The 21,889-nt window shown below is 69.5% G+C and carries 22 protein-coding genes and 1 pseudogene; 13 read left to right on the top strand and 10 right to left on the bottom strand.

Annotated elements, in window-relative coordinates; translation table 11 throughout:
- The first annotated feature begins 31 nt into the window (after positions 1–31).
- Both J2Z30_RS21510 and J2Z30_RS21505 read left to right on the top strand, forming a co-directional pair.
- Positions 32–604: a SagB/ThcOx family dehydrogenase gene (locus J2Z30_RS21510; RefSeq protein WP_052701116.1), complete on the top strand. Its 573-nt coding sequence runs from the start codon at positions 32–34 to the stop codon at positions 602–604.
- A 113-nt stretch (positions 605–717) separates the two neighbouring features.
- Positions 718–1,758: a vWA domain-containing protein gene (locus J2Z30_RS21505; protein WP_044566773.1), complete on the top strand. Its 1,041-nt coding sequence runs from the start codon at positions 718–720 to the stop codon at positions 1,756–1,758.
- 161 nt (positions 1,759–1,919) lie between these two features.
- Here J2Z30_RS21505 and J2Z30_RS21500 read toward each other — a convergent pair whose 3' ends face one another.
- Positions 1,920–2,393, bottom strand: coding sequence for a nuclear transport factor 2 family protein (locus J2Z30_RS21500; RefSeq protein WP_044566775.1), 474 nt, complete (start codon positions 2,391–2,393; stop codon positions 1,920–1,922).
- A 195-nt stretch (positions 2,394–2,588) separates the two neighbouring features.
- The gene (locus tag J2Z30_RS21495; protein WP_078956391.1) at positions 2,589–3,500 is read right to left on the bottom strand and encodes an EamA family transporter; all 912 of its coding nucleotides are present in this window, start codon (positions 3,498–3,500) and stop codon (positions 2,589–2,591) included.
- A 159-nt stretch (positions 3,501–3,659) separates the two neighbouring features.
- Here J2Z30_RS21495 and J2Z30_RS21490 point away from each other — a divergent pair, with 159 nt between their 5' ends.
- From J2Z30_RS21490 to J2Z30_RS21475, 4 genes are all read left to right on the top strand, one after another.
- Positions 3,660–4,559, top strand: coding sequence for a LysR family transcriptional regulator (locus tag J2Z30_RS21490; RefSeq protein WP_044566777.1), 900 nt, complete (start codon positions 3,660–3,662; stop codon positions 4,557–4,559).
- Positions 4,560–4,753: 194 nt separating this feature from the next.
- Positions 4,754–5,509 (top strand): (5-formylfuran-3-yl)methyl phosphate synthase, encoded by a 756-nt coding sequence (locus tag J2Z30_RS21485; protein ID WP_044580693.1) that lies wholly within the window; start codon positions 4,754–4,756, stop codon positions 5,507–5,509.
- An 8-nt stretch (positions 5,510–5,517) separates the two neighbouring features.
- Positions 5,518–6,921, top strand: coding sequence for an aldehyde dehydrogenase family protein (locus J2Z30_RS21480; RefSeq protein WP_044566779.1), 1,404 nt, complete (start codon positions 5,518–5,520; stop codon positions 6,919–6,921).
- A 3-nt stretch (positions 6,922–6,924) separates the two neighbouring features.
- Entirely contained in the window at positions 6,925–8,076 is a 1,152-nt protein-coding gene (locus tag J2Z30_RS21475) for an NAD(P)-dependent alcohol dehydrogenase (protein WP_044566781.1), read from the top strand.
- A gap of 13 nt (positions 8,077–8,089) precedes the next feature.
- Here J2Z30_RS21475 and J2Z30_RS21470 read toward each other — a convergent pair whose 3' ends face one another.
- Positions 8,090–9,286, bottom strand: a complete 1,197-nt coding sequence (locus J2Z30_RS21470; protein WP_044566783.1) for an RNA-guided endonuclease InsQ/TnpB family protein — start codon at positions 9,284–9,286, stop codon at positions 8,090–8,092.
- Between the two features lie 155 nt (positions 9,287–9,441).
- Between J2Z30_RS21470 and J2Z30_RS21465 the strand changes: the two genes are divergently transcribed.
- From J2Z30_RS21465 to J2Z30_RS21450, 4 genes and pseudogenes are all read left to right on the top strand, one after another.
- The gene (locus tag J2Z30_RS21465; protein ID WP_044566784.1) at positions 9,442–10,350 is read left to right on the top strand and encodes a class I SAM-dependent methyltransferase; all 909 of its coding nucleotides are present in this window, start codon (positions 9,442–9,444) and stop codon (positions 10,348–10,350) included.
- A 54-nt stretch (positions 10,351–10,404) separates the two neighbouring features.
- The gene (locus tag J2Z30_RS21460; RefSeq protein WP_044566786.1) at positions 10,405–11,520 is read left to right on the top strand and encodes an AI-2E family transporter; all 1,116 of its coding nucleotides are present in this window, start codon (positions 10,405–10,407) and stop codon (positions 11,518–11,520) included.
- Between the two features lie 76 nt (positions 11,521–11,596).
- Positions 11,597–11,836: a DUF6411 family protein gene (locus J2Z30_RS21455; protein WP_020865468.1), complete on the top strand. Its 240-nt coding sequence runs from the start codon at positions 11,597–11,599 to the stop codon at positions 11,834–11,836.
- A gap of 36 nt (positions 11,837–11,872) precedes the next feature.
- Positions 11,873–12,184 (top strand): annotated as a pseudogene (locus J2Z30_RS21450) (transposase); the annotation flags it as partial.
- Positions 12,185–12,211: 27 nt separating this feature from the next.
- Here J2Z30_RS21450 and J2Z30_RS21445 read toward each other — a convergent pair.
- The 5 genes from J2Z30_RS21445 to J2Z30_RS21425 all read right to left on the bottom strand — a co-directional run bounded on the left by J2Z30_RS21445 (position 12,212) and on the right by J2Z30_RS21425 (position 17,035).
- Entirely contained in the window at positions 12,212–12,847 is a 636-nt protein-coding gene (locus J2Z30_RS21445) for a DUF4352 domain-containing protein (RefSeq protein ID WP_044566805.1), read from the bottom strand.
- Positions 12,848–12,901: 54 nt separating this feature from the next.
- Positions 12,902–13,351, bottom strand: coding sequence for a transposase (locus tag J2Z30_RS51725; RefSeq protein WP_372453290.1), 450 nt, complete (start codon positions 13,349–13,351; stop codon positions 12,902–12,904).
- A gap of 36 nt (positions 13,352–13,387) precedes the next feature.
- Positions 13,388–14,638 carry an MFS transporter gene (locus J2Z30_RS21435; protein ID WP_308279994.1) on the bottom strand — a complete coding sequence of 417 codons (1,251 nt, stop codon included), beginning with the start codon at positions 14,636–14,638 and terminating at the stop codon, positions 13,388–13,390.
- 122 nt (positions 14,639–14,760) lie between these two features.
- The gene (locus J2Z30_RS21430; protein WP_078956395.1) at positions 14,761–15,909 is read right to left on the bottom strand and encodes a serine hydrolase domain-containing protein; all 1,149 of its coding nucleotides are present in this window, start codon (positions 15,907–15,909) and stop codon (positions 14,761–14,763) included.
- A 412-nt stretch (positions 15,910–16,321) separates the two neighbouring features.
- A complete protein-coding gene (locus tag J2Z30_RS21425; protein ID WP_044566812.1) occupies positions 16,322–17,035 on the bottom strand; it encodes a GNAT family N-acetyltransferase in 714 nt (237 codons plus the stop codon).
- 328 nt (positions 17,036–17,363) lie between these two features.
- On the opposite strand from J2Z30_RS21425, the gene J2Z30_RS21420 reads away from it, so the two are divergent.
- Positions 17,364–18,488 (top strand): FAD-dependent oxidoreductase, encoded by a 1,125-nt coding sequence (locus tag J2Z30_RS21420; RefSeq protein ID WP_044566815.1) that lies wholly within the window; start codon positions 17,364–17,366, stop codon positions 18,486–18,488.
- Between the two features lie 332 nt (positions 18,489–18,820).
- On the opposite strand, the gene J2Z30_RS21415 is transcribed toward J2Z30_RS21420, so the two are convergent.
- A complete protein-coding gene (locus J2Z30_RS21415) occupies positions 18,821–19,672 on the bottom strand; it encodes a class I SAM-dependent methyltransferase (protein ID WP_107073225.1) in 852 nt (283 codons plus the stop codon).
- A gap of 236 nt (positions 19,673–19,908) precedes the next feature.
- On the opposite strand from J2Z30_RS21415, the gene J2Z30_RS21410 reads away from it, so the two are divergent.
- Both J2Z30_RS21410 and J2Z30_RS21405 read left to right on the top strand, forming a co-directional pair.
- Positions 19,909–20,463, top strand: coding sequence for an ATP-binding protein (locus tag J2Z30_RS21410; protein WP_044566819.1), 555 nt, complete (start codon positions 19,909–19,911; stop codon positions 20,461–20,463).
- Positions 20,464–20,545: 82 nt separating this feature from the next.
- Positions 20,546–21,439, top strand: a complete 894-nt coding sequence (locus J2Z30_RS21405) for an inositol monophosphatase family protein (RefSeq protein WP_245388260.1) — start codon at positions 20,546–20,548, stop codon at positions 21,437–21,439.
- On the opposite strand, the gene J2Z30_RS51720 is transcribed toward J2Z30_RS21405, so the two are convergent.
- Positions 21,400–21,777, bottom strand: coding sequence for a helix-turn-helix transcriptional regulator (locus J2Z30_RS51720; RefSeq protein WP_372453289.1), 378 nt, complete (start codon positions 21,775–21,777; stop codon positions 21,400–21,402). The two genes, J2Z30_RS21405 and J2Z30_RS51720, sit on opposite strands and share 40 nt — an antisense overlap.
- Between the last annotated feature and the right edge of the window lie 112 nt (positions 21,778–21,889).

The following is a 21,889-nucleotide window of genomic DNA, read 5'->3' as shown; positions in this document are numbered from 1 at the left end:
GCCTCCGATCGCGGGTCTGGGATCCTTGCTGATGCGGCGACGCAGCACACGCGGCTTCGGGGCCCGGCCCCTGAGCATCGCCCAGGTCGCACTCATGGTGTGGGCGGCGCAGGGGCGGACAACCGGTGAGCACCGCACATGCCCGTCGGCACACGCGTTGTATCCACTGACACTCACAGTGGTCGCGGGCAACGTCGACGGCCTCGCCGCCGGGACTTACCGGTACGACGCCGAGCGCGATGTGCTGACTCTGATCACTGCCGGCGACCACCGCGACCGGGTCGCCGGCACTACCCTCGCCGACCACGACTGGCTGCGTCGCGCGGGTGCACTGCTGCTGCTCAGTGGTGATCTGGAGGCGGCTGCGCGCCATTTCGCCGATCAGCCGCCGCTGGGGCGGCGGGGTGCGCGCTATGTGTGGCTGGAGGCCGGGCATGCCAGCCAGAACGTCTATCTCCAGGCCACTGAGGCGGGCCTGGGCGCCGTGCTCGTTGCCGGGTTCGACGACGACCGGCTCCTTGGACTCACCCCCGCGGTCGTCCCGTCCGGTCAGCACCCACTGGGACTGCTCGGTGTCGGTCATCCGGCCGATGGGCGGGGTTGATTCTCCACCTGACGATGTCGTCGCCGCCACCTCCCCACGCATCGGAGTCCAGGATCGATTGTCAGTGGTGGGTGAGAAGGTAGGAGCATCGAAAAGGAAAAGGGGGAGCGTCCATGTCCGGAAACCAGAACTACATCAATCACGTTGCTCTTGTGCTGGATGCCAGTTCGTCCATGTCACACCTGAGCCGCAAGGTCGTCGAAGTCGCCGACCAGCAGATTGCGTATCTGGCCCGCCGTTCGAAGGAACTGGACCAGGAAACCCGCGTCACGGTGTACGTCTTCGCCGACAAGGTGGAGTGCGCCATCTACGACAAGGACGTGCTGCGGATGCCGTCCCTGAAGCAGCTTTACCGGGTCGGTGGAATGACGGCTCTGCTGGCGGCCTCACTGAAGTCGCAGCGGGAGCTGGCGCAGACGGCTCAGCTGTACGGCGACCACAGCTTCCTGACGTTCGTGCTGACGGACGGCCAGGAGAACGCGAGTCATCGCTGCCTGGATGCCCCTACCAAGAATCCACGTGAACTGGTGCAAGCCGTGGCCAAGATGATGGCGACGCAGGAGGACAACTGGACACTGGCCGTCCTTGTGCCGGACCAGATGGGCAAGCGCGAGGCCATGCAGTGCGGTTTCCCGAAGGACAACATCGCCATCTGGGACGCCACGAGCACACAGGGCCTGGAGGAGGCAGGGCAGGTCATCCAGCAGGCCACCGAGAACTTTATGGTGGGCCGGGCACAAGGCATCCGGGGATCGCGGGCGGTGTTCTCCACGGGCGCGGAGGCGGTCAACAAGGACACCATCGAGGCGGCCGGTCTCACCCCGGTGGACCCGTCGGAATACCAGCTGATTCCGGTGGCTCGGGAAGCGGCGATCCGGGAATGGGTCATCGAATGCGGACACACCTTCCGTACCGGCTGTGCGTTCTATCAGCTGAGCAAGTCGGAGAAAATCCAGGCGCGAAAGCAGATCGCGGTGCTGGAGAAGAAGACGGACCGGGTTTACACGGGGCCGGAGGCCCGATCCCTGCTCGGCCTGCCGGACACGGAAGTTCGCGTCAATCCGGACCGCAACGACGACTTCACGATATTCGTGCAGAGCACCAGCGTGAACCGGAAGCTGGTCCCGCACACCCGGCTGCTGCTGATGATCTGAGGCGCCGCGAGCTGGGACCCGAGCCCAGTCCGTCGCGGTGAGCGAGGGGCCGCGACCCCGTGGTCCGGGGTCGCCGGCTCGCTCACAAGCAGGGGCTCAACGGGCTGACCTGACGTCGGCTGTGTGGGGGGGAAACCGAAACGGGCCCGTCCCGGGGGCGACTACCGCCGTGCGGCAGCCCGGCGGGCGTGGCGACTCACATCGCCGATCAGGTTGATGCGGACCCGTCGCTCTGCGAAGCGCCACTGCCCATCACGGCGCTCGAAGCGGTCGTGGTACCGACCGGCGGCGATGGGTTGCAGCGGCAGGTCGGGCAGTGCCTGGAACACGGTGACGTACGAACGCGAGACCGCCGTGCTCGCCTGTTCATCGACCTCGATGGCAACATTGGTGGTGACGTGATGGGTTCGCGGCGTGCCGTCGGCGTAGACGATCAACGTGTCCTTGAACATCTCCTCGATCGCGTCGCGCCCGCTGACAGACTCGCCAGTGCCCGAGAAGGTGGCTTCAGCGAGAAGCGTGCCGAGTCCCGCGAAATCGCCGTCGTCCACGAGTTCGGCGTAACGTGCGATCAAGTTCTCGATGGCTCGGTGGCTCGACGTCGGATCGGCGGGCATGCCGGTGGATGCGGACATGGTCTCCTCCAAGCGAAGCGGGAGATCTTCAGCGTGCTGCCCCCGGCGACGACAAGGCTGCGAATCGGCCGGTGGCGACACGTTAGCTTGGCACGTTCTGACACCTGAATGAACGCTGCCGCCGATCGACCGCATCCCCGCCGGCCGGCCGTACTGCTCGGGCGAGCACACAAGGGCTACCCCGGTGCTGACGGATCACAGCGGCTGGCTGCCCCGGCAGACGGCAGCCCGGTCCTGATCGCGTCGCACGGGCTCCGGGCCGGGCTCGTACCGGAAAGCTGGTGCCCGTTCGGAGGATGCCGCGGGACGGACACCGGCGCGGGTGGCGCCGACGCTGGCCATGACCACGAGAACCAGGCCAACTGTCGCAGCCGTCCCGGGGCGCTGGCCGAGAACGAGCAGACCGACCATGAGGGCGATGGCGGGCTCGAGGCTCATCAGAGTGCCGAACGCGGACGTGGTCAGATGACGCAGGGCGAGAAACTCGAGAGCGAAGGGGATGACGGGGCTGAGCACCGCCAGAGCCAGCATGGTCCACAGCGGTGACCACGTGAGGTGTTCGGCGAGGCCCGGGGCGGCGATACCCAGGCCCACCACCGCGGCGACCGGCATGGAGACAGCCAGCCCTTTCAGGCCGGTGACGCGATCACCGACCCGTTGGGTCAGCAGAATGTACGCGGCCCAGCACCCCGCGGCGAGCAGCGCGCTCCCCACCCCCACAGGGTCGGCGCCACCGTGCCAGGGCTCGGTCAGCAGCACGACGCCCGCCGCCGCCGCGGCCGCCCAGATCAGGCGTCCCTTCCTCGGCCCGAAGAGGGAGACAGTGAGCGGTCCCAAGAATTCCAGTGCGCTTGCGGTCCCCAGCGGGAGACGGGCGATCGCCTGCATGAAGAAGACCATCATTCCGGCGGTCACGAGACCGAGCACTATGCAGGCAAGGAGATCCCGGGAGGTGAAATCACGAGGCCGGGGGCGGATGGCGGCCAGCAGGATCAGCCCCGCCCAGCCCAGGCGCAGGCCCGCGGTTCCCAGCGCGCCGAGCTGTCCGAACAGCGGAACCGTCAGAGCCGATCCGAGCTGCACGGTACACATCGAGGTGGCGGCCATGAGGAAACCGGCCCCGGCGCCGGCATGGCGCGAGCGACGGGGAGGGAGCGCCTCAGGTGGTTCGGGAGCGTTCATGGGCTCCAGTAGAGATCCTTGACACCGTTCACGTCCACGTGTTGATCCCGAATGATTCGTTCGGGATTCATGGACAATGGAGGGATGGAAACACGCCGCCTGCAGATGCTGGCCGAGCTGGCCCGGAGAGGCTCGATGCGCGCGGTGGCCGAGGCCACCGGCACGACCACCTCGACGGTTTCTCAACAGGTCGCCGCTTTGGCTCAGGACATGGGAACGGCACTCATCGAGCCGCATGGGCGCAGGGTCAGGCTCACGCCGGCGGGCCGCCGTCTGGCGGAACACGCCGTGACGATCCTTGCGGCAGTCGAGGCCGCGCGGCGGGACCTGAGTCCCGACGCCCCGCCGACCGGCACGGTGCGCGTGGCAGGCTTCGCCACGGCTATCCGAGCCCAACTGCTGCCCATCATCAGCAACTTGGCGACAAGCCATCCTCAGCTCGGCATCCTGGTCCGTGAGCACGAACCCGCCGAGGCCCTCCATCTGCTGGCGAACGACGAGGCCGACCTCGCGCTCACCTACGACTACAACCTGGCACCGGCCGAACCGGACCCCGCGGTCGTGATCACCCCACTGTGGACCGCCCCCTGGGGTCTGGGCATTCCCGACCACGCCGCCCGTCCCTCGGCACCGGGCGCCCCGGAGGTCTTCCGCTGGTTCCGCACGGCGGATTGGATCGGCAACTCGCGCAACACCGGTGACGAGACCGTCATCCGGACGCTCGCCTCCATGGCCGGCTTCACCCCCCACCTCACTCACCAGGCGGACAACCTCGACCTCGTACAGGGCATGATCGCGGCAGGAATGGGCGTAGGGCTGCTGCCGCTGGGCACCCCCACGTCGCCCGGTGTCCATCTGGTGCCGCTCACCGCGCCGGACGTCGTCCTGCGCGCCTTCGCCGTCGCCCGCCGGGGTCGCGACGGCTGGCCTCCGCTGGCCCTGCTGACCGACCTGATCATCCGGCAATCGGCGCAGAGCGCATAGTCCCGATCGCCGCACCGGCCACCGGCGTGGACGGTGCGCCGGGGGCGCGGAACGTCACGGCAATGACCCGTCCGGACTCCGCGCGCCCTGCCCATGAGCCACCGGACGCGGCAATGATGAGCGGACCGCGCGTGATCCACACGACTCCGCATATCTGCCCCCGGGCAGGTGGCATGCGGTGGAAGGAAGCCACGTTGTTGCTTCTCATCTCCCCGGACAGCGTCGAGGAGGCCCTCGACTGCGCGAAGGCGGCGGAACACCTCGACATCGTCGATGTCAAGAAGCCCGACGAGGGCTCGCTCGGCGCGAACTTCCCCTGGGTCATCCGGCAGATCCGCGACACGGTCCCGGCGGACAAGCCGGTCTCCGCCACCGTGGGAGACGTCCCCTACAAGCCCGGCACAGTGGCCCAGGCGGCACTGGGCGCAACGGTCTCCGGAGCCACCTACATCAAGGTCGGCCTCTACGGATGCACCACGCCCGAACAGGCCATGGACGTCATGCGCGGGGTCGTCCGGGCGGTGAAGGACTATCAGCCGGACGCGTTCGTCGTCGCCTCCGGCTACGCCGACGCCCACCGCATCGGCTGCGTCAACCCGCTGGCGCTGCCCGACATCGCCCGCCGTTCCGGCTGTGCTGCGGCCATGCTCGACACAGCGATCAAGGACGGGACACGGCTGTTCGACCACCTTCCGCCCGAACTCTGCGCGGAGTTTGTCCGGCAGGCCCACGAGGCCGGTCTGCGCGCCGCCCTCGCGGGCAGCGTCAAGGCCGCGGACCTCGGCACGCTCACCCGCATCGGCACCGACATCGTGGGGGTGCGCGGCGCGGTCTGCGAGGGCGGCGACCGCGACGCCGGAAGGATCCAGCCGCAGCTGGTGGCCGCCTTCCGGGCGGAGATGGACCGGCACGCCCGGGAATACGCGGCGTCCGTCGCCACCGCGGGCTGACCGCCGGTATGCCGGCCGGCCCGCCCCCTCGCGCGCCCGGAACCAGCGGCGGGTGCCTCGCCGTCCTCGATCCGGCCACCTGCGAGACCTTCGACGAGGCCCCCGATCAGCGGCCGGACGAGCTGGACGCCATCGTCGGCCGGGCCCACGCCGCCTGGCGCGGCTGGCGAGCCGACCCCGCCGCCCGCACCACCGCGCTGCTCGCGGCAGCCGACGCCGTGGAGGCGGCCGGGGCCGACCTCGCCCCGCTGCTCACCCGTGAGCAGGGCAAACCCCTGGCCGAGTCGTACGCGGAGGTCGCCCGCACGGCGGCACGCCTGCGTTACTTCGCCGAGCTTGGCCCCGAAACCCAGCCGATCACGGACGGCCGGCCGGTGCGCAGCGAGATCCGCTGGCGACCGCTCGGGCCCGTCGCCGCGATCGTCCCGTGGAACTTTCCCCTCCAGCTCGCCTCGGCGAAGTTCGCGCCCGCGCTCGCCGCGGGCAACACGATGGTGCTCAAGCCCTCCCCGTTCACACCGCTCGCCACACGGCTGCTGGCGTCCGTCCTCGTCTCCGCCCTCCCCCCGGACGTCCTGACCATCGTCACCGGCCGCGAACCGCTCGGCGCCCGCCTCGCCTCCCATCCGGGGATCCGCCACGTGACCTTCACCGGCTCGGTTCCCACCGGGCGGGCCGTCGCGCGGGCCGCGACGGCCTCGCTCGCCCCGGTCACCCTGGAACTGGGCGGTAACGACGCCGCCATCCTGCTGGAGGACGTGGAGGTGGAGCGGATCGCGGACCGGCTGTTCTGGGCGGCGTTCCGCAACTGCGGGCAGGTCTGCATGGCGGTCAAGCGCCTCTACGCCCCCGCCCGGCTCTACTCGCAGGTGGTCGAAGCCCTCGCACAGCGTGCGAAGTCCGCCGTCGTCGGCTCCGGGCTCGACCCCGGCTCGCAGCTGGGACCGGTCAGCAACGCCCCTCAGCTGGCCCGCGTCGAGCACTACACGGCCCTGGCCCTGGCGGACGGTGCCCGAGCCGTGGCCGGCGGCCACCGGCTGGACCGGCCGGGCTACTTCTTCGCCCCCACCATCCTGGCCGATGTCCCGCCCGACAGCCCGGTGGTCACGCAGGAGCAGTTCGGTCCGGTCCTGCCGGTGCTGCCGTACGTCAGCCTCGACGGAGCCATCGAAGCGGCCAACGACACGGGATTCGGGCTGGGCGGCTCGGTATGGGGAACCGACCTGGACCGGGCCGAGGCGGTGGCCGGCCAACTGGAATGCGGGACGGCGTGGGTCAACCACCACGCCGAAACCTCCCTCGCCCAGCCCTTCGCGGGCGTCAAGGACAGCGGTGTCGGCGTGGCGGGCGGGCCGTGGGGGCTGTATGGCAACCTCAGCCCGTTCGTCGTGCACCGTCCGGTTGAGGTGTGAGGGATGAGGTTCACCGCGGCGGTACTGCGCTCCTACGAGAGCCGGTTCAGCCTCGAGGAGGTGATGCTCCACGCGGGGCCGGGCGACGGCGAGATCCTGGTGAGGATCGCGGGCTGCGGGATGTGCCGGACCGATCTCGCGGTCCGGCACTCGGCAGGCCGCTCACCACTGCCCGCGGTGCTCGGCCACGAAGGGGCCGGAGTCGTGGTGGAGACAGGCGGTCCGGACACCGGCCTGAGCACCGGCGACCACGTCGTGCTGAGCTTCGACTCCTGCGGACACTGCCGGAACTGCGTGGGCGCGGCTCCCGCCTACTGCGATTCCTTCCCCGCGCTCAACCTCTTCGGAGGCCGCAAGGAGCACGCTGCGCGGTTCACCGACGCGGGCGGAGGCGCGTTGGCACCCCGGTGGTTCGGCCAGTCCTCCTTCGCCGAATACGCGATGGTCCCGGCCCGCAACGCCGTCCGGGTCGATCCCACACTGCCCATCGAACTCCTCGGACCGCTCGGCTGCGGCTTCCTCACCGGCGCGGGAGCGGTCTTCCACTCCTTCGGTGTCGGCCCCGGCGACACCATCGCGGTCTACGGCGCCGGGGCGGTCGGCCTGGCCGCGGTGCTGGCGGCCACCGCCGCCGGAGCGGTGACCGTGGCCGTCGACCGGCACCCCGAGCGGCTGGCCCTCGCCGAGCGGCTCCACGCGATCCCGCTGCACGCCGCATCGGCCGACCCGCCCGACCCGCCTGCCCTGGCCGACCGCATCCAGCAACTGACGGACGGCGGCACACACTACGCACTGGACACCACAGGCTCCCCCCAGCTGATCAACAATGCCCTTCGGGCCCTGCGCCCGACCGGCCACCTCGGCCTGGTGGCACGCCTCCACACCCCATTGCCACTCGAACCGGGGACCTTGGACCGGGGCCGGAAGATCTCCCACATCTGCGAAGGGGACGCGGTGCCGGGACTGCTGATCCCCCGGCTGACCAGGCTCTGGCAGGCCGGGCGGTTCCCCTTCGACCAGCTGATCCGCACCTACCCCCTCACCGACATCAACCAAGCCGAAAGCGACTGCGACGCGGGCCTCGTGGTCAAACCCGTCCTGATTCCCACGGGGCACGGGGCCAAGGGAGGACACTTGACTTCCTCCCCCTCCTGAAGGAGGGGGATTCCTACGGCTCGCGCCGTAGAGGTTTCTGCTTCATCGCCGACTGCCCCATCCGGGAGGTCTCCCGTTGAGGTCTCACACCAGCTCCCCAGACAGACACCGCCAGCCCGGCGGCCAGAAGGTTCTTCGCGGCGTTCACATCACGGTCGTGGACCATTCCGCAGTCGCACGTCCAGGTGCGGACGTTGAGCGGCAGCTTCCCGGCGAGGGTGCGGCAGTGGGAGCACAGTTTGGAGGAGGGGAAGAAGCGGTCAACCGCGATCACTTCCCGCCCGTACCACTGCGCCTTGTACTCCAGCATGCTCCGGAACTTCGTCCACGCGGCGTCGCTGATGGCGCGGGCCAGACCCCGGTTCTTGACCATGTTGCGGACGGTCAGGTCCTCGATCACGAGCGTTTGGTTCTCGCGCACGAGTCGAGTGGTCAGCTTGTGCAGGTGGTCGCACCGGCGGTCGGTGATCCTGGCGTGGATCTTGGCGACCCTGCGGCGGGCCTTGGCCCGGTTCGCGCCGTCGCCCCGGGCCTTCTTCGCCAGGCGCCGCTGCGCGAGCGCGAGACGCCGGCGGTCGCGGCGCTCGTGCCGGGGGTTGGCGATCTTCTCGCCGGTGGACAGGGTGAGCAGGTGGCCGAGGCCGACATCGATACCGACCGCGTTCTCGTTGCCGGGCAGTGGCTGGACGAGCGGGTCCTCGACGAGGAGGGACACAAACCAGCGTCCGGCCGGGTCCTGCGACACCGTCACCGTGGACGGCTTCGCGCTCTCCGGCAGGGGGCGGGACCACACGATGTCCAACGGTTCCGTCATCTTGGCGAGGGTCAGCTTCCCGTCGCGGAAGCGAAACGCACTGGTGGTGTACTCCGCGCTCTTGCGGGAGCTCTTCCGCGACTTGAACCGCGGGTACTTCGCCCGCTTGCCGAAGAAGTTCGTGAACGCGGCTTGCAGGTGCCGGAGCGCCTGCTGGAGGGGAACCGAGGACACCTCGTTGAGGTAGGCCAGCTCTTCGGTCTTCTTCCACTGTGTCAGCAGAGCCGACGTCTGGTTGTAGTTGACCCGCTCCTGTCGCGCCCACGCCTCCGTACGGGCCGCGAGCGCCATGTTGTAGACCTTCCGCACGCACCCGAACGTGCGCGACAGCTCGGCCACCTGCGCATCGGTCGGATAGAAGCGGTACTTGAACGCCCGCTTCACGTTAGTGCTCACAACTCACAAACTAGCAGATCAGCTTGTGACTCCTTGCGGGTTCGTGTGAGCGGGCGCCGGTCCCCCCTGACGGCGAACCGGCAATCCCCGCCCCGCTACGCAGGAGTCCGCTTCCTCCCCGACCTGAAGGCCGGGGTATACACGGAGGAATCACGATGACCGACCCAGCGCATCACAACACCGGTGTGGAAGGCGTGGAAGGGGGTGTCGGCCTGACCGCTCTCATGGTCGCCGCGGCCCGAGCGATCGAGACCCACCGCCACGACAGCCTGGCCCAGGACATCTACGCGGAGCACTTCGTCCACGCCGCACCGGCCTCCGCGGACTGGCCGGTACGCATACACCAGGTCGCGGACGGAGACGCGAACCCGCTGTGGGGACGCTTCGCCCGCTACTTCGGTCTGCGAACGAGGGTCCTCGACGACTTCCTCCTCCAGTCGGTGCGCGCGGCGGGAGCCCGCCAAGTGGTCCTGCTCGGGGCGGGGTTGGATGCGCGGGCGTTCCGACTCGAGTGGCCTCCCGGCTGTGTGATCTTCGAAATCGACAGGGAAGGCGTGCTGGAGTTCAAGCACAAGGTACTCGGCGGACTGCCGACCACCCCGAAAGCAGCCCGCGTACCGATCCCCGTCGACCTGCGCGCCGACTGGGCCGCGGCGCTGACCGACGCGGGCTTCGACCCGGCCGCACCAAGCGCCTGGCTGGCCGAAGGGCTGCTGTTCTACCTGCCCAACGCCTCCGAGACGAACCTCATCCACACGGTGGACCGGCTGAGCGCAGCAGGAAGCACGCTGGCGTTCGAGGTCAAACTCGACAAAGACTTGCTCGAATACCGCGACAGCCCCCTGTACACCGCGACGAAACACCAAATCGGCATCGACCTGCTCAACCTCTTCAACCGGGAACCACGACCCGACTCCGCAGGCGACCTCGCGGGCAGGGGCTGGACCACAACCGTCCGGACGCCCTTCGACTACACCCGCCGGCACGGACGCGGCCCACGCCCCGAACAGAACGACGCACTGGCGGGCAACCGATGGGTATTCGCCCATAAACCCCGCCCCTGACGCCGCTGTCCAGGAGCAGCGATAGCACGGCACGAACGGGGTACCGGTGGGCCCATGCCTGCCACGCCGAATCCGACGAAAACCCGCGCCGCGCTCCGCCTGTCAGCGCGAATCTCCCTCGAGCTGCTTCTGATCCTCGCCATGGCGGCGGTGGTCCTGTGGGCCATGGGCCGGATGTGGCCGGTCCTCTGGCCACTTGTCCTCGGCCTGCTCCTCACGACCCTGACCTGGCCCCCGGCCCGCTTTCTGCGCGGGCGCGGGTGGCCTCCCGCGCTGGCCGCCTCGGTCGTGACCGTGCTGTTCCTCCTGGCCGCCACGGGCATCGTGGCGCTGATCGCCGTACCAGTGGCCGCCCAGTCCGGCGAACTGACCGACGGTGTCACCGAAGGCATCCACCAGGTACGTCAATGGGCCGCCGGACCACCGCTGAACATCGGCGACGCCCAGATCGCAAAGGCCTCCGACACCGCCGCCGCCCGGCTCCAGAGCGGCACCGGCAGCATCGTCACGACGGTCGTCACCGGGATGAGCACCGTGGTCGACGGCCTGATCACCACCGTCCTGGCGCTGTTGCTGATGTTCTTCTTCCTCAAGGACGGCCCACGGTTCCTGCCCTGGCTCGCCCGCCAGCTGCCCGGCCGGCTCGCCACCGACATCCCCGTCGTGGCCGCACGCGGCTGGGACACCCTCGGCGCCTTCGTGCGCTCCCAGGCGCTGGTCGGGCTGCTCGACGCCATCCTCATCGGGCTCGGACTGTGGGCCTTGGGAGTACCACTGGTGCTGCCGCTGGCGGTCCTGACCTTCATCTCCGCGTTCGTCCCCATCGTGGGGGCCCTGTTCGCGGGCGCGGTCGCGGTGCTCATAGCGCTGGTGTCCAACGGCCTCACCGACGCGCTGATCGCGCTGGCCCTCATCGTCGTGGTGCAGCAGCTGGAGGGCAATGTGTTCCAACCCATGATCCAAAGCCGCGGCCTCGGCCTCCACGCCGCGGTCATCCTGCTGGCGGTCACGCTGGGCAGCAGCCTCGCCGGGGTCGTGGGCAGTCTGCTGGCCGTACCGGTCGCCGCACTGATCGCCGTGATCTGGAACTACCTACGCGAACAACTCGGCCATCCGCCGGAAGAACCAGAAGACGACGATCAGCACTCCGATGACACGGTCACGCCGTAACCCCTCAGCCGCCGCGGCATGCGGCCGGGCCCGCGGGGTACCCGGCGGAAACACCTCACACTGGGAGTACTTCGCCATGATCTTCGGCATTGTTGGCATCTGTGTCGTTCTGGCCGTGCTGGCCTTCCTGGTCCCACGCCTGTCCCGGCACCCTGAACGCGGCACCCAACGCACCCTGGGCGCCGGATCACGCGCCGGCGGCAAAGCCCCCGGCCTCCTGGGACGTATCCTCAGCAAACCCTTCCGCAGCAGTTCCAAGGCAGTCGGCCGCAGCGGCTCCGCCGGGCGACGCGCCCGAGGCCACATGCCGTTCTGAACCCCGACTCGGCATCCGGCGGCTAGGTGTATTGATGGCCGACCGCGCACCAGACCGGACGTGGTCCTGGCGGACAGGGCATATTCGTCCCGCGCGATCCGCGAGCACCTGCGCCGGCGCGGCATCCGGGCCGTGATCCCCGTTCCGGCGGACCAACGCGGCCACCGACTGCGGCGCGGCAGCCGAGGCGGCAGACCACCGGCCTTCGATCGCGAGACCTACAAGCAGCGCAATACCGTCGAGCGGTGCATCAACCGCCTCAAGCAGTGGCGAGGCATCGCCACCCGCTACAAGAAGACTGCCACCATCTACCTGGCCGGACTCCACATCGCCGGCATCTTCCTCTGATCCGCCCGATGATCCAAACGAAACCGCCTAGCCGAGGGTCCACTTGCCCGTGCGCTCGGGATCCGGCCCGACCTTTTCCATCAGGTACGTCACGGACGTGATCTTCGCGTCCTTCGGCACCTCGAAGACGATCCAGCCGGTGACCCGCTCGCCCGGCTTGATGATCATGTTGGGGCCCAGGGAGTCACCGACGGTGGGGGTTCCGGCCTTGCCCTGATATCCCTGCCCGTTCACGTCGAAGACGTTCGCCTCCGCATACCCGGAGTCTTGGTAGGTGCCGGTGCCGGTCTCGACGATGGTGAACTTGGCGGCCACGAGGCGGTTCCCGGCGGCAGGCTCGAGTACGCCGATCGCCGACTTGGCGTGGTTCTCGAACTTCTCCAACGTGAAGTCGCCCTCGATCGTACCCGTGCCGTTCAGGCTGCCTTCCATCCCCACCAGCTTCAGGGTGTCGCCGAGCTTGCCGACCCGCGCCTGCGTGCTGCCGGCGGTGGCGCCGGGCGACTGCTCGCCGACCGGCTGGGCGGTGCTGCTGGAGCCGGCGCCCTTCGTGGGCCCCCCCGTGGGCCCGGCCTTGTCGCTGCCCCCGTCCGAACCCCCGCATGCCACAAGGGTGGCGGTGAGCGTGACGACTGCGGCGGCAGCCGCGATGGAACGGCGCATGGATTCCCCCCGTACATTCCCGATGGACCAGATGAGTATGACGACTGATTCAGGTCAGTGTGTCGATGCCTGGAATCCTTGTACAGATCGGTGGTGCGGGGAACGGCCGTTGTGTAACCGAACTGCACCAGGGTCCGTCTTCAAGCGGATCTTGCCGAGAGCAGGAAAGACGCGAGGGTGACCACTGCTTCGTAGGAAGTGGCGGTCTTCTCGTGGCGATGCCGCGGAAGCCTTTGAGGAGGTCCTCATCGGTGTCGGCCTGGGCCCATCAGAGCGGTGAACACCCACTCCCAGGTGCTGTCGACGGCCCACATCCGCAGTGTCGTAGACGCCGCGCCAGTTTCCGTACTTCACCGGCAGGTGCACCCACCGCTTTCCCGTCTGGAACTTGAAGGCGGTCACGTCGATCACCTCCCGGTGATCCCTCCAGCGACCGCCCCGCACCGGCGTCCGGTCCGGGAGCAACGGCTCGATCCGTGCCCACTGCGCATCAGTCAACGACACATCAGACCAACGATCCGATGATCCGAACGACACGCCCTAGCCCTCGACCCGTTTCAGGCCGCGCACGGCCGGGATGGCCAGCAGCAGGGCGCAGGCGACGAGCGCCATCGTCGCGGACACGCACAGCAGCGGCACCGTCCCCGCGACGACCGCGAGCGGCCCCGCCAGCGCCTGCCCGACTGGCTTCATCACCAGGGAGCCCGCCGCGTCGTACGCGTGCACCCTGCCGAGGACGTCCTGCGGGATATGCGTCTGTACGCTCGTATGGAACATGACGATCCAGAACGCCATGCCCACACCGCTCACCCCGTAGCACCCGGCGATGAGCGGCGCGGGAAGGCCGAGGGCGACGCCCAACGGCATGAGCGCCCAAAGGATCATGGAGAGGGCACCGGCCCGGAGCGGATACCGCGGGCGGAACCTGATCGCGACGATCCCGCCCAGCACACTTCCCGCCCCGAGGGACGACATGACCAAGCCGAACGTCGATGTTCCGTAGTCGGTGACGAGCGTGCTGTTGCCGAGGGTCATGGTGGGGCCTGCGCCGGCCAGCTGCCAGAGCATGAAGACGACGATGACGCTCCACAGCCAGGTCCTGGCCCGGAACTCCCGCCATCCCTCGACGAGATCGGCCCGGAACGACGATTCGCCGTCCCGCGCGGCCGGGCCCATCGGGACCGAGTGGAGCAGGACGAGGCAGGCGCCGCTGACCCCATAGGTCAAGGCGTCGAGGGCGACCACCGTCGCCGGTGAGGAGATCGCCAGCAGCAGGCCGGCCAGCGACGGGCCGATCACGGCGGTGACGGACTCCGAGATGCGGAGGGTGGCGTTGGCCTTCTGTACGTCCTGGGCTATGCGCGGGGTGATGCTGGCGACTCCCGGCTGGAAGATCGCGCTGCCCGCCCCGATCAGGGCCAGCAGCACCAGGATCTGCCACAGCTGCGGCGTACCCAGCAGGAACAGCAGCGCGAGTACCGCCTGAGAGCACAGCCGAGCCGTGTCCGAGACGACCATCAGCCGCCGGGCGCCGAGGCGGTCGGACAGCACCCCGCCAAAGATGATCAGTGCTGCGAACGGCGCTACGAGCGCGGCGAGCGCATAGCCCACCCCACTCGCCCCGTACCCCGCCCGGATCACGGCGGCCGTGATCGCGACGGGGAGCATCGCGTCGCCCAGCAGGGAGGTGGTGCGGGCGGTGAAGAACAGCCGGAAGTCCGCTGTCCACAGCGACGGATCAGACGAGGTCTCCTTGACTTGCAGGTCACGGGCCATGTCCGAGCCAGCCACCGCACACCGTCCCACGTATGCCGTTGATCACGACCAGGGCGACAGTGTTGTGCCTCGACCGTCCCTCAGTCAACGGAATATGTTCGACAGGCTCAGCACGTACGCGCGTTTGCAGAGACCGGCTAGGAGCGGGTTCGGCACAGTTGCCGGTCCACGAGTGTGCTCATGGCCTGCTGGGTGTCCTGGCCGCCGTCACTGGTGACGTACACCACGGCGGTCCGGGTCCCGTCCCGGGTGACGCCGCCCCAGGTGTGATAGCCCAGCAGTTCGCCCAGGTGACCGAAGTAGCTGCCACCACAGGAGAGCGGGATCTCGCCCAGACCGAGTCCATACCTCACGCCCAGCTCGGGCGCGGGCTTGGTGGTCGTCATCTCGTCGAGCTGCGCCGGAGCCAGCAGACGGCCGCCGAGCAGCGCGGCGTAGAACCGGTTCAGGTCGTGCGTGGTGCTGATGATCGAGCCGGAGCCGACGGCCATGCTCGGATTGAGCGTCGTGACGTCGATACTGGTGTCGGTGGAGAACGCGGCGTAGCCGTGGGCGTGCGGGCCCCGGATGGACGGGAAGGTGCCGGGCGTACTGGTGTCCCTCAGGCCCAGCGGGCGGATGATTCGGGCGTTCACCTCCTGTGCCCAGCTCCGGCCGGTGACCTCGTGGATGATCATTGCGGCGAGAATGTAGTTGGTGTTGGAGTACGACCAGTCAGTGCCCGGCGGGAAGTTGGGAGGGTGCCGCATCGCCGACCCCACCAACTCTTCGGGGGTGTAGGTGCGGAACCGCTCGGCTCGATAGCCGTCCGCGCCGTTCAACGCGGCTATCTCCGGCTTGACTTCAGGGATGCCGCTGGTGTGCTGCAGCAGCTGCCGCACGGTGATCCGGCCGCCGTCGTTGCCGCTGCCCCGGACCACTCCCGGCAGCCACTGCTCGACGGTGTCCTCCAGGGACATTCGCCCCTCACCGACGAGTTGCAGCACGACCGTCGCGGTGAAGGTCTTGGTGGCACTGCCGATCCGGAGCCTGCCGTTGTGCGGCATCGGCCTCCCGGTGCCCCTCTCGGCCGTCCCGGCGCGCGCGCTGTCACGTGTGTGCGGTGACGTCACCTCGGCGAACGCGCCGACGGCTCCGGTGTCGTGGATCGCGTCCACCTGCTGTTGGAGCGGATCGGCCCGCTGGGGCTTCGCCGACGCCGTCAGCCCGGTCGATGTGGCGAGGAGGACCGCGGCCAGGCCGGTCAGGACAAGTGGGCCTCGCCGACGCGTTCCTGACACATGCATGGTGTCCCCTTTTCCGTTCAGGTCGCCTGCGCGTTCAGAAACCGCCGCCCAGGCCGTGGCGCGCGGCGGCTTCGCCCCCGGAGCCGGTGGTCGACGACCATCCCATCAGCGGAGAGCGGATCGGCCCATCCGGCCAACCCCCTGACATGCCGACGCGCTGCCCTCAGGGCGCTGCCTGGGGCTACCCCCAGGTACCTGTCAGACCCCGCACCGGCCCAGCGGCGTCAGGATCGAGTCCGACGCGAAAGGCGACTGCCGACGAGCGCGCGACGACCGCCGACCGAGGCGCCTCGCGGAGGTGCGGACCGGCGCGTGGCCGTCCCGGGCACCGGGTCAGTGCGGTTGCCGAGCGCTCAGGGCCGTATTGCCCGGCGCCGCCGACACGGTGTACGCGATCCGGGTGGCGGTGGCGTCAGGGAGTGCGGAAACCGCGAAAGGTCACGTGCTTCCGGCTCGCGAAGCCGAGCCGTTCGTAGAGCCGGAGCGCGCCGGTGTTCGCCTCGGCCACATGCAGGAAAGGGCGTTCGTTCCGAGCCAGGATGCGGCCGACGAGGGCACTGATCAGTCGGGCGGCATGGCCTCGCCCGCGTGCCTCGGGGGCGGTGCAGACGGCGCTGATCTCGGTCCATCCCGGGGGCCGGAGCCGTTCGCCCGCCATGGCCACCAGTCTGCCGCCCTCCCGGATGCCGAGGTAGGTGCCGAGTTCGACGGTGCGCGGCCAGAACGGTCCCGGTTGGGTCCGTGCGACCAGGTCGAGCATCTGGGGCACATCGGCCGCGCCCAGTTCGGCCACGTCGGTGCCGTTCGCCGAAGGAGGCTGGTCGGGGCGGCCGCTGCCGGGCCAGATCAGCTGCCGGCCTTCGAGGACGAAAACCTGCTCCCAGTCCAGCGGAGGGGACGCCTGGCAGCTGAACATGTCGGCGAACGCGGCCGGTCCGAGGAGCCGCGCGAGACCGGCCCAGTCCGCCGCGCCCGCGTCGGCCGGTACCGCCGAGAAGGTCGCGACTCCCGGCAGGTAGGTGGCGGCCCGGCCGATCCGGCGCCCAAGGCCCGCGTGGCGGCCGCGCAGCGACTCGCCCACCGGGTCGTCGAGTGCCGCGGTGTCACCGCTGTCACCGCTCGTCATCGTGATGTGCCTTTCCCCCTGCGCGCGGTCGGCCGAGCGGCGCGAGACCGCCCGACGCGTTTCCCCCGACTGGATTCCTGCCGACGCGTCCGGTAGTGGCGCCGGGCTGATGGAACCATAACCGCCCCGGCCCATCGCTTCGCGAGGGGGCCGGACGCCCTCCCGGTCAGTGCCTTGAACTGGGGTGATCGGACGGAAAAGCCGCGGTGTCGGTCACACATCGGTGGCTGTCGGTCCGTTGTCGGTGGTCGGTCGGCGGGGCCTGGAACCTTCAAAAGAGATCCTGCCGGGCGCCCATCCGGCAGGCGTGCGACAGCAAGGGACCACCATGACCACTGACGTCACCATCATCGGTGCCGGACTCGGCGGCCTCACGCTCGCCCGCGTCCTGCACGTCCACGGCATCCCTGCCACCGTCTACGAGGCGGAGGCCTCCCCGACGGCGCGCACGCAGGGCGGGATGCTCGACATCCACGAGGACAGCGGACAGCCGGCTCTCGAGGCGGCCGGCCTGACGGACGAGTTCCGCGGCCTCGTCCTGGAGGGGCGCCAGGCGATACGGGTCCTCGACCGGGACGGGGCCGTCCTGTTCGACAAAGCCGACGACGGTACGGGTGGCAGTCCCGAGGTGCTGCGCGGCGAGTTGCGGCAGATGCTCCTCGGCTCGCTCCCGGCGAACACCATCCGGTGGGGGCACAAGGTCAGTGGGACCCGTGCCCTCGGCGAGGGCCGCCACCAGGTGACCTTCGCCGACGGCAGCACCGTCACCACCGGCCTGCTGGTCGGCGCGGACGGCGCGTGGTCCCGAGTCCGGCCACTGCTGTCCGACGCCACCCCCGAGTACATCGGCATGTCGGCCGTCGAGACCTGCCTGTTCGACGCCGACACCCGCCACCCGGCCAGCGCGAAAGCTGTCGGCGGCGGATCGCTGTTCGCGCTCGCGCCGGGCAAGGGATTCCTGGCCCACCGGGAGAAGGGCGGCACCCTGCACACCTATGTGATGCTCGCCCGGCCGCGGGACTGGTTCGCGGACATCGACTTCACCGATGCCGCCGCGGCCACCGCACGGATCGCGCAGGAGTTCACCGGCTGGGCACCGGAGCTCACCGCGCTGATCGCCGACGGTGACACCGCCCCCGTGCCGCGCCCCCTCTTCGGCCTGCCCGTCGAGCATCGGTGGGATCGGGTGCCGGGGGTGACTCTGCTCGGCGACGCCGCCCATCTCTCGCTCCCGAACGGCGAGGGCGCCAACCTGGCCATGTACGACGCCGCCGAACTCGGCAAGGCCATCGCCGCACACCCCGACGACGTGGAGACCGCGCTCACCGAATGCGAGCAGGCCATGTTCCTCCGCAGCGCTGCGGCCGCCACCGAAGGCACCTACGTCCACGAGTTGTTCTACGGAGACGACACACCCCACAGCTTGATCAACATGTTCACCGGAGGTGAGTAGGCCCCATGAGCCGCCGACTCCCACACTCACCTCGAAACGGCTCCCGCACCGAGGCTCCGGTCCACATCGTGTGGTGGACGGGGGCCCACCGGTTGAGGTTTGCCGCGAAGCGTCCTGCTGACCTAGGCACGGACACTGGCGTAGCCGCGGCGATAACCCTGTTCCCTGATCTCCTCCCACAGTTTCCAGGAGGGCCCGCGGGGCACCGCGGGTGGCACCTTCGGCGAAGAAGGGCGCCGGTCACGGCAGACGATCTCGTCGCCCGAACCCGGCTCCACTCATCAGGCCCCCTTGGAATCGATCATCCAGGGAATAGGGAACCGGGAGCCGCTCTACCGGCGCACCGCCGAGATCAGTCCGCCGGGCCGCTCCTCGCGCTGCGGCGGGGTGCTCATCGGGCGGCCGTAGGCGGCGGCGCGTTCGCGCAGGGTGTGGCTGTCGGCCTCCCAGCCGTGCCCGGCCAGCCAGCCCACCGGGTCGTCGGGCATCTCCGAGACCCACATGGACGCCGCCGAACCCGGCACGGCGTCCGCGCCGAAGCGCTCGAGCACGCCGCGCGAGCCCAATGTCATCCCCATCCGACTGCCTGCCGCCGACTGCGTGCTGATCCGGGCCAGCAGTAGCTCCACCGCGTCCTCGGGCAGATAGATCAGTAGTCCTTCGGCGATCCACGCGGTCGGCACGGCCGGGTCATGTCCTGCGGCGGCCAGCGCGCCTGGCCAGTCCTCACGCAGATCCACCGCGACGGTGATCCGCTCGCAGCCTGCGACGGCCCGCTCCTGGCGCAGCACCGAAGCCTTGAAGTCCAGTGGCGCGGCGGTATCGACCTCGAACAGCCGGGTGCCCTCGGGCCAGTCCATCCGGAAGGCCCGGCTGTCCATGCCGGCGCCGAGCAGCACGACCTGCCGGACACCGGACGACGAGGCCTGCCGCAACAGGTCGTCGAGGAACTTCGTCCTGATGACGATGGAGAACGACACGGCCAGCCGACGGCTTCGCGCGGCCTCGTCATCGGGCAGCGGCGGCGAGGAGGGCCACAGGCCGCCGGCGGTCGCGAAGGCCTGTGCCAGTGGGTCGCGGAACAGCGCGTTCTCCCGCTCGGTCTCCAGCGCCCGCACCCTGGCCACCCCCACCGCCGTGGCCCACACTCCCGACGGCTGCACCCGCTCCTGCTCATCAGTCACCGCGCCAGCCTAGACGATCGGTTCCAACGGGGGCCTGATGAGGGGAGTCGGCTTCATGCGCGGCCGGGCAGTCATGCGCGCACTGACCGCCTACGACCACTAAAGCCACCATTAGGCGAAGATCAACAGTCACCCTGTGTAAGCGACCACACGAAGTGGGCCAGAGCCCGCACCGAGATACACAGCCAACCGATATCGGATCGCCTCGGACGGATGTGTGATGGCAGGCTGCCCCCATGGATCACGCGGAAGTACTGCTCATCGGAGGGCGGGCCGGAGTCGGCAAGACGACGGTGGGGTGGGAGGTATCGGCCGTACTGCGGGCCGCAGCCGTCTCGCACGCGGTCATCGATGGCGACTTCATGGGTCAGGTCCATCCGGCCCCGGTGGGAGATCCCCACCGCTCGGAAATCACCGAAAGCAACCTGACGGCCGTGTGGGCGAACTACGCCCGAGGCGGTTACCGCCGACTGATCTACACCAACACCGTGAGTGTGCTGCCTGAGTCCACGGGAATGTTCGAGCGCGCTATGGGAACGGGGACACGGATCATACGGGTTCTGCTCACCGCCTCCGATGCCACCGCCCGAGAGCGGCTCGTGCGCCGGGAACTCGGCTCGGAGCTGGAGCAGGAGCTGGAAGGCAGTGCTCGCAAGGCATGGCTGCTGGACCAGCGGGCCACCGCGGAGACCGTACGGGTGGTGACGGATGGGCGTGCCGTCGTGGATATCGCGCGCGAGGTGGTGACCGCCACCGGCTGGGCCAAGCACCACTTCGCGAGCAGCCCCTGACACCTCCTCGCCGCGAGCCTCCCCAGTGCTCTGACCGGGAAGGTCCGCCGGGGGGTGGCTTCGCCTCGGTAGCCTGCACGGCATGACCAACTCATACGCGGACTCCGACGACGCCGCAGTCGCGATAGCCGGGGCGCGGGCGGGCGCGGACGTGGTCCGCGACATGTACGGCCGGCGGCTCAGCCGCATCGACAAGGGCGCCGGGGACTTTGCCACCACCGCCGATGTGGAGGCCGAGAAGGCGATCCTCGGCGTCATCCGTGCCGCGCGGCCCGATGACGCGGTACTCGGCGAGGAAGGCGGGCAGCAGGGCGCCGCCGACGCTGTGCGCCAGTGGCTGGTGGATCCCCTGTGCGGCACGCTGAACTACGCCGTCGGGAACATGCTGGTGGCCGTCAACGTGGCGCTGCGCGATGGGGCGGCGGCGGTGGCCGACCCGTTCGGCGGCGAGGTCTTCTTCACCGACGGGGAGACCGCCTGGGTGCGGCATGACGGGGCCGGAGACGCGCTGCTGACGCCCACGTCCGCTTCCCGGTTGGTGGACGTCAACCTGGATCCGCCGTTCCCGAGTGCGCCCGGGTTTCGGACCGTGGATCTGCTGGCCCACTCTGAGTTCATCGAACGTTTCCGGCCGCGCGTCGTGTCCACGACGCTGGCGCTGGCCTGGGTTGCCGCCGGTAAGCGTGCCGCGTATGTCACCGATGGCGGCGCCTTCTCCAGGAGCGTGCATTTCGCGGCCGGCATCGCCCTGTGCCGGGCTGCCGGCTGCGTTGTCACCGGGATCGACGGTGCCCCGATAGGCGAGGCGGGTCGTGGGCTTGTAGTCGCCGCCGACGACGAGACCCACGGGCTGCTGATGTCGATGACGCGCAGCCGAGGCCGGCGGTCGCGGACCCGGGCGCGCGGTGGTTCGGCTCCCCCGGCCGGCGCGGGAGTTCAGGAGCCGCCGGTCGCCGTGACGAGCCCTGATTCGTAGGCGCTGATGACCAGTTGCGCACGATCGCGCGCTTCCAGCTTGCTCAGCAGCCGGCCGATGTGTGTCTTGACGGTGCCGTGGCTGAGGTGGAGGTATTCGGCGATGTCGGCGTTGGAGAGGCCGCGGGCCACCAGCACGAGCCTCCCCACGACCGTGGCCGCCCGCGGAGTCGGCCCTGTGCGCCATGCGGCCTGCCAGGGATGTGTACCCGCGAAGGATCCGAGCCCGCCTGCGGCGGACACCGCGGCGGCGAGTGTCCCGCCGCTGTGCAAGCCCATGGGGGCCGCCATCACCGGGTATGTGATACCGAACATTTCGGTGAATCTCGTGCGCAACACGGGTCGACGTTAGCGAACACGGCGAGCCCGAGCCCACCAGCAACGCGGTGGACGGTCAGTCTTTCGGCCTCGGTCCGGGCCCGCGCAAGCCTCTGCGAAAGACCACTGCTCC

Source organism: Streptomyces iranensis (assembly GCF_017874715.1).
GTDB classification, from domain to species: domain Bacteria; phylum Actinomycetota; class Actinomycetes; order Streptomycetales; family Streptomycetaceae; genus Streptomyces; species Streptomyces iranensis.
Note: the sequence above shows the minus strand (reverse complement) of the source record. Positions and strands in the feature narration are given on the sequence as shown.

Bases quoted from the DNA above. Each gene is read 5' to 3' on its own strand.
- J2Z30_RS21465 (WP_044566784.1), top strand. From the start codon at position 9,442: ATGACCGACCCAGCGCATCACAACACCGGTGTGGAAGGCGTGGAAGGG.
- J2Z30_RS21500 (WP_044566775.1), bottom strand. From the start codon at position 2,393: ATGTCCGCATCCACCGGCATGCCCGCCGATCCGACGTCGAGCCACCGA.
- J2Z30_RS21475 (WP_044566781.1), top strand. From the start codon at position 6,925: ATGAGGTTCACCGCGGCGGTACTGCGCTCCTACGAGAGCCGGTTCAGC.
- J2Z30_RS21445 (WP_044566805.1), bottom strand. From the start codon at position 12,847: ATGCGCCGTTCCATCGCGGCTGCCGCCGCAGTCGTCACGCTCACCGCC.
- J2Z30_RS21495 (WP_078956391.1), bottom strand. From the start codon at position 3,500: ATGGCCGCCACCTCGATGTGTACCGTGCAGCTCGGATCGGCTCTGACG.
- J2Z30_RS21510 (WP_052701116.1), top strand. From the start codon at position 32: ATGCGGCGACGCAGCACACGCGGCTTCGGGGCCCGGCCCCTGAGCATC.
- J2Z30_RS21505 (WP_044566773.1), top strand. From the start codon at position 718: ATGTCCGGAAACCAGAACTACATCAATCACGTTGCTCTTGTGCTGGAT.
- J2Z30_RS21490 (WP_044566777.1), top strand. From the start codon at position 3,660: ATGGAAACACGCCGCCTGCAGATGCTGGCCGAGCTGGCCCGGAGAGGC.
- J2Z30_RS21455 (WP_020865468.1), top strand. From the start codon at position 11,597: ATGATCTTCGGCATTGTTGGCATCTGTGTCGTTCTGGCCGTGCTGGCC.
- J2Z30_RS21430 (WP_078956395.1), bottom strand. From the start codon at position 15,909: ATGCATGTGTCAGGAACGCGTCGGCGAGGCCCACTTGTCCTGACCGGC.
- J2Z30_RS21480 (WP_044566779.1), top strand. From the start codon at position 5,518: ATGCCGGCCGGCCCGCCCCCTCGCGCGCCCGGAACCAGCGGCGGGTGC.
- J2Z30_RS21420 (WP_044566815.1), top strand. From the start codon at position 17,364: ATGACCACTGACGTCACCATCATCGGTGCCGGACTCGGCGGCCTCACG.
- J2Z30_RS21425 (WP_044566812.1), bottom strand. From the start codon at position 17,035: ATGACGAGCGGTGACAGCGGTGACACCGCGGCACTCGACGACCCGGTG.
- J2Z30_RS21460 (WP_044566786.1), top strand. From the start codon at position 10,405: ATGCCTGCCACGCCGAATCCGACGAAAACCCGCGCCGCGCTCCGCCTG.
- J2Z30_RS21410 (WP_044566819.1), top strand. From the start codon at position 19,909: ATGGATCACGCGGAAGTACTGCTCATCGGAGGGCGGGCCGGAGTCGGC.
- J2Z30_RS21405 (WP_245388260.1), top strand. From the start codon at position 20,546: ATGACCAACTCATACGCGGACTCCGACGACGCCGCAGTCGCGATAGCC.